Here is a 7,005-nt window from a genome sequence, read left to right on the forward strand (position 1 = left end):
GGACTTCGGGCGCCGGGCGCCGGGGAACTGGTCGCGGAGTTGACCGGTCTGGGCGCCGAGGTGACGGTGGCGGCCTGCGACGCATCGGATCGCGAGGCGCTCCGTGATCTGCTGGCCGCCGTCCCGGTCGGGCATCCGCTGACGGCCGTGGTGCATACCGCCGGAGTGCTGGACGACGGTGTTGTCTCCGCGCTGTCGCCGGAGCGCCTGGACGCGGTTCTGCGTCCCAAGGTGGACGCGGTGACGCATCTCCACGAGCTGACCCAGGACGCGGACCTGTCGGCGTTCGTGATGTTCTCCTCGATCGCGGGCACCTTCGGTTCCGCCGGTCAGGCGAACTACTCGGCGGCCAATGCCTTCCTCGACGGCTTCGCCGAGTACCGCCGAGCGATGGGCCTGCCGGGTACATCCCTCGCCTGGGGCCCCTGGGCGCCCGGTGCCGGAATGACCAGCGAGCTGAGCGAGTCCGACCTCCTGCGCATGGCACGTGGCGGTGTGCACCCGCTCACCGCGGAGCAGGGACTGGCTCTCCTCGACAGCACCGCTCTGGACGGTGGCGCCGGCCCGGACCGCGGCACTGCGCTCCCGATGAGCCTGGACGTCCAGGCGCTGCGCGGCCAGGCCGAGAGCATCCCGCCGCTGCTGCGCCACCTCATCCGAACCCCCGTACGTCGTACGGCGGAAGCGGGCACGGCCGGCGTCGGCCAGGCCGAACTCGAGCAGCGGCTGGCCGCCCTGCCCCTGGCCGACCGGGAACAGCTCATGCTGGAGCTGGTCTGCGCCCAGGCCGCCACGGTGCTCGGGCACTACTCCGCGCAGGACATCGAGCCGGACCAGCCGTTCAAGGAGCTGGGCTTCGACTCGCTGACCGCCGTGGAGCTGCGCAACCGCCTCAACGCGGCCACCAAGCTGCGGCTACCGGCCACTTCGGTCTTCGACTACCCGACGCCGATCGTGCTCGTGAGGTACCTGCTCGAGGAGATCACCTTGCCGGAGGCCCCGGGCACCGCCCCGCTCCTCCTTGAGCTCGACCGGCTGGAAGCCGCCCTCGACGCCGCCGAGTTGGGCGACGAGGAGTATTCGAAGATCACCTCTCGCCTGCAGCAACTGACTTCGCGCTGGCAGGAACAGCGCAAACACACGGACGCACCGGACGTCCTCGACGCGGACGACGGCGAGCTCGAATCCGTCGAGACGGCGGACGAGCTGTTCGACCTCATTGACAAAGAACTCGGAATGTCGTGATCGGCCGCGGGAAACCGCCGTGCTCGGCTCAAGGATGTGGCTTTGGTGGCTGAAGACGACAAGTTCCTGGAATACCTCAAGCGGGTGACCGCCGAGCTGCGGCACACCCGTCGGCAGCTGCGCGAGGTGGAGGCCAGGGACCAGGAGCCCATCGCGATCGTGGCGATGAGCTGCCGCTACCCCGGAGGTGTCGACTCACCGGAGGATCTGTGGCGCCTCGTCGACGAGGGCGGCGACGCCATCTCGGGCTTCCCGGTGGACCGGGGCTGGGACCTCGACGCGGGCTATGACCCCGACCCCGACAACCCCGGCACCTTCTACGCCCATGCGGGTGGCTTCCTGCACGACGCCTCGAAGTTCGACCCCGCATTCTTCGGGATCTCGCCGCGTGAGGCGCTGGCGATGGATCCGCAGCAAAGAGTGCTCCTGGAAGTCGCCTGGGAGGCCTTCGAGCGCGCCGGGATCGACCCGGCCTCGGTCCGCGGCAGCAGCGCGGGTGTCTTCGTCGGAGCGGCGACCTCGGGCTACGGCACGGGCGTCACCGAGTTCCCCGAAGGGGTCCAGGGCCTGCTGCTGGCGGGCAATGCCACATCGGTGGCCTCCGGCCGGATCGCCTACACCCTCGGCCTCGAGGGGCCGACGGTGACGGTGGACACGGCGTGCTCGTCCTCGCTGGTGGCCCTCCACTGGGCGTGCCTGGCGCTGCGGCGCGGCGAGTGCGACCTGGCTTTGGCGGGTGGGGTCGCGGTGATGGCGACCCCCGCGATGTTCTACGAGTTCAGCAGGCAGCGCGGGCTGGCGGCCGACGGCCGCTGCAAGGCGTTCTCCGAGGACGCCGACGGCACCGGCTGGTCGGAGGGCGCCGGAATGCTCCTCGTGGAGCGGCTTTCCGACGCCCAGCGGCGAGGCCACCCCGTGCTCGCGGTCGTCCGTGGCACGGCCATCAACTCGGACGGCGCGTCCAACGGTCTGACGGCGCCCAATGGCCCGTCGCAGCAGCGGGTCATCCGTGCGGCGCTGGCCGACGCCGGCCTCTCGGCGTCCGAGGTCGACGCGGTGGACGCCCATGGCACCGGAACGTCCCTGGGCGACCCCATCGAGGCGCAGGCGCTGCTGGCCACCTATGGCAAGGAGCACGACGAGGCAAGCCCGTTGTGGCTGGGCTCCCTCAAGTCGAACATCGGTCACACCCAGTCGGCGGCGGGTGTCGGGAGCATCATCAAGATGGTCCAGGCCATGCGCAACGGTGTGCTGCCGAGGACGCTGCATGTGTCCCAGCCCTCGTCGCATGTCGACTGGTCGGCGGGCGCGGTACGGCTGCTGACCGAGCCGGTCGACTGGCCGGACGCCGAACGGCCGCGCCGGGCCGCCGTCTCCTCCTTCGGCATCAGCGGTACCAACGCCCACGCGATCATCGAGCAGGCCCCGGAGCCATCGGACTCCTCGGAGCCCACCGAACCCACCGAACCCGCCGGACCTTCCGAGCCCGCCGGGCCTGCCGGGCCTGCCGGGCCTGCCGGGCCTGCCGGGCCTGCCGGGCCTGCCGGGCCTGCCGGGCCTGCCGGGCCTGCCGGGCCTGCCGAGCCTTCCACGGACTCCGAGGTGTCCGCGGCCCTCGGGTCCGAGCCCGGGGAAGCCTCCCGCGACGCGCTCGCGCCGACGACCATCCTGCCCGTGGTCCCCTGGGTGGTGTCCGCCCGGAGCGAGGAAGCGCTACGGGCGCAGGCCGCCCGGCTGCTGTCCCGTGTCCGGGAGGGTGGACTTCCGGAACCGGTCGGCGTGGGATTCTCCCTGGCCACGACAAGGTCCGCCCTGGAGCACCGCGCGGTGCTCCAGGTACGGGACGGTGTATCAGCCGCCCGCGGTCTCACCGCCCTGGCCGAGGGGGTGAACGAGACCGGGGTCGTACGGGGCCGAGTGACCCGTGGCCGCACCGCCTTCCTGTTCGCGGGCCAGGGATCGCAGCGGCCGGGAATGGGCCGGGAGCTGTACGAGGCCTTCCCGGTCTTCGCGGAGACGTTCGACGCCGTGTGCGATCGGTTCAACGGGGAGCTGGAACGCCCGTTGCGAGACGTCGTGTTCGGCGATGACATGGAGCCGCTGAACCGGACAGAGTACGCACAGCCGGCCTTGTTCGCCCTTGAGGTGGCGCTGTTCCGGCTGGTGGAGTCGTGGGGGATCACCCCGAAATTCCTGCTCGGGCATTCCGTCGGTGAGCTGGCCGCGGCCCATGTGGCGGGGGTGTGGTCGTTGGAGGATGCCTGCCGTCTGGTGGCGGCGCGTGGCCGGTTGATGCAGGCGCTGCCGCCCGGTGGGGCGATGGCCTCGCTCCAGGCCTCGGAGGACGAGGTGCTCGCGCTGCTCGAGGGGCGGGAGCACGAGGCGGGCATCGCGGCGGTCAACGGTCCGGACGCCACCGTGATCGCGGGCGCCGAGGCAGTGGTCGGGGAGATCGCCGGACATCTGCGTGAACTCGGCCGGAAGACCGCCCGGCTGAAGGTCAGTCACGCCTTTCACTCACCGCTGATGGAGCCGATGCTGGCGGAGTTCCGCCGGGTTGCCGAGAGCGTGGCCTACCGGGAGCCGCGCATCGCGGTCGTCTCCACCGTCACCGGCAGGTCGGCGACCCGCGAGGAGCTGTGCTCCGCGGAGCACTGGGTGAGCCATGTCCGTGACGCGGTGCGGTTCGCCGACGGCGTCCGCCGCCTGGAGGAGCACCGAGTCAGCCGGTTCGTGGAGCTGGGCCCCGACGGCACGCTGACCGCGATGGCCCAGGCATGCGTGGAGGCGCCGTCCGAGCATCTGTTCCTCGCCCTGCTGCGGAAGGACCGTCCGGAATCGGACGCGGTGGTCTCCGCGGTGTCCACGGCGTTCGCCCACGGCGTCCCCGTGGACTGGTCGGCCTTCTTCGCAGGCACCGGTGCGAACCGTGTCGAGCTGCCGACGTATGCCTTCCAACGTGAGCGCTTCTGGCTGGAGGCGTCGGCCGCCCCTGCGGCGGACCTCGCTCCCCCATCCGAGTCCCGGGCCATGGACGCGCGGTTCTGGGAGGCCGTCGAACGCGAGGATGTCGCCGAGCTCGCGGCCACCCTGGACCTGGACGAGCGGCTGCTGGGAGATGTGGTCCCCGCGCTGTCGACCTGGCGGCAGGGGCGGCGCGAGCGGACCCGGGTGGACCGGCTGCGCTACCGGATCGGCTGGAAGCCCGTCGACCTGAGCCTCGACACCGTGCTGCCGGGCCGCTGGCTCGTCGTGGTGCACGCGGGCTCGACCCAGCACGCATGGGTCAGGGCGGTCGTGGACGCACTGGCGGCGAACGGCGCGGACCCGGTCGTACTGGAGTGCCCCAGGGAGACGGACGGCGCCGCACTCGCCGAACAGGTGGGCGGGTTCGGCGGGGTGGCGGGAGTGCTGTCGCTGCTCGCCGCGACCGCGGCGGCGGATGCGGATGCGGCCGACACGGTCTTCGGCTCGGTCCTGCTCGTCCAGGCATTGGACGACGCCCGAGTCGACGCCCCCCTGTGGGCGGTGACCCGCGCAGCGGTGTCCACGGGCCGATCGGACATCGCCCCGAACCCCGTTCAGTCCGCCGTGTGGGGCCTGGGCCGGGTGGCTGCCCTGGAACTGCCGAGCCAGTGGGGCGGTCTGCTGGATCTGCCCGAGCAGGTCGACCGGCGCACAGCCGCCCGACTGGCCGCGGTCCTGGCAGCGGGCCAGGAGGACCAGGTCGCGGTCCGTGGATCCGGAGTGTTCGCACGCCGCCTGCTCCGCGCCGTGGACGCCGGGGCCCCGGACCAGGAGGCGCCCGGCCGTGGCTGGCAGCCCCGGGGGACCGTCCTGATCACCGGTGGCACGGGTGCTCTGGGCGCCCAGGTCGCCAGATGGGCGGCCCAGCGGGGCGCGGAACACCTGGTGCTCGTCGGCCGCCGCGGACCGCAGGCACCGGGAGCCGCGGAACTCGAGTCCGAGTTGTCGGCCCTGGGTGTGCGGGTGACGGTGGCCGCGTGCGAAGTGGCGGACCGCGCGGCCGTGGAGCGGCTGCTCGCGGAACATCCGGTGGACGCGGTCGTTCACGCGGCCGGAGTCACGGACTCGGTGCCTTTCACGGAACTCGATGCCGAGCGGTTCGCGGAGGTGCTGGCGGCGAAGGTCTCCGGCGCGGCCCACCTGGACTCCGTGCTGGGAGACCGGCCGCTGGACGCGTTCGTCCTCTTCTCCTCCATCGCGGGCGTCTGGGGCAGCGGAGGCCAGGCGGCCTACTCCGCCGCCAACGCCTATCTCGACGGCCTTGCCCAGGACCGGCGCGCCCGAGGGCTGGCAGCGACGTCAGTGGCGTGGGGACCGTGGGCTCAGGGCGGTATGGCCGCCGAAAAAGGCGCGGAGGAATACCTGCGCAAGCGGGGCCTCACCGCCCTCGAACCCGGGACGGCACTTGCCGCGATGCAGCGGGTCCTGGCCCAGGACGACGCGGTCACGGTGGTCGCCGAGGTGGACTGGTCCCGGTTCACCCCCGGATTCACCAGCACACGTCCCAGCCCGCTGCTCGCCGACCTCCCCGAGGCAAGGCAGACCTCGGAGCCCGCGCAGCCGCTGGAGATCAACGCGGGCTCCGCGCTCCGCGGGCGGCTGGCCGAGCTGTCGGCTCACGACGGGGAGCGCGCGATCCTGGAGCTGGTACGCACGCAAGCCGCCGAGGTGCTGGGATTCGCGAGTGCGGGCCTGCTGGACGCACGGCGCGCCTTCCGGGACTCCGGGTTCGACTCATTGACGGCAGTGGAACTGCGCAACCGGTTGAACTGCGAGACCGGCCTCTCCCTGCCCGCCACGCTGGTGTTCGACCATCCGACGCCCGTCGACCTCGCCGCTCATCTGCGCGACGAACTGCTCGGAACGGCCCTAGGGGCGGATGCCGCCACCGTCGGGACGCCGGCGGCCCTGCCCTCGGACGACCCGATCGTCATCGTGGGAATGGGCTGCCGACTTCCGGGCGGAGTCAACGGCCCCGAGGACCTGTGGCAGCTCGTGACCGACGGACGGGACGCGATCTCCGAGTTCCCCACGGACCGCGGCTGGGATCTCGAAGCCCTCTACCATCCCGAGCCCGGACAGCCCGGCACCAGCTACTCCCGCCATGGAGGATTCGTCGAGGGAGTCGACCAGTTCGACCCGGCGTTCTTCGGGATCAGCCCACGCGAGGCAGTCGCCCTCGATCCGCAGCAGCGGCTGTTGCTGGAGACGTCGTGGGAGGCGCTGGAGCGGGCCGGGATCGATCCCGGATCGCTGCGCGGAGGCAGGACGGGCGTCTTCGTCGGGTCCAACGGCCAGGACTATCCGGCGCTCCTGCTGAGCACTCCCGAGGGCACGGACGGCTACGTCGGCACGGGCAACGCGGCCGCTGTCGTCTCGGGCCGGGTGGCGTATGCGCTGGGTCTTGAGGGGCCTGCGGTGACGGTGGATACGGCGTGTTCGTCGGCGTTGGTGGCGTTGCATCTGGCGGTGCAGGCGTTGCGGTCGGGTGAGTGTGATGTGGCGCTTGCCGGTGGTGTGACGGTGATGTCGACGCCGGGTGCGTTTGTGGAGTTCAGTCGTCAGCGGGGGTTGGCGGCGGATGGTCGGTGCAAGGCGTTTTCGGAGGCGGCGGACGGTACGGGGTGGGGTGAGGGTGTCGGGGTGGTGGTGGTGGAGCGTTTGTCGGATGCGCGTCGTCGGGGTCATGCGGTGTTGGCGGTGGTGGCTGGCAGTGCGGTCAATCAGGATGGT

2 protein-coding genes are annotated in these 7,005 nt (G+C 71.8%); both read left to right on the top strand.

Features of this window, described 5'->3' with window-relative positions; all coding sequences use genetic code 11:
* On the top strand, window positions 1-1,245 hold a 1,245-nt coding region (locus IEY86_RS35270; protein WP_189135988.1), incomplete at its 5' end, for a type I polyketide synthase.
* 36 nt (window positions 1,246-1,281) lie between these two features.
* Window positions 1,282-7,005, top strand: a 5,724-nt coding sequence (locus IEY86_RS35275; protein ID WP_444545862.1) for an SDR family NAD(P)-dependent oxidoreductase, incomplete at its 3' end; no start/stop codon positions are given.

Origin of the sequence: Wenjunlia tyrosinilytica (assembly GCF_014646055.1) — a bacterium.
Classification (GTDB): domain Bacteria; phylum Actinomycetota; class Actinomycetes; order Streptomycetales; family Streptomycetaceae; genus Wenjunlia; species Wenjunlia tyrosinilytica.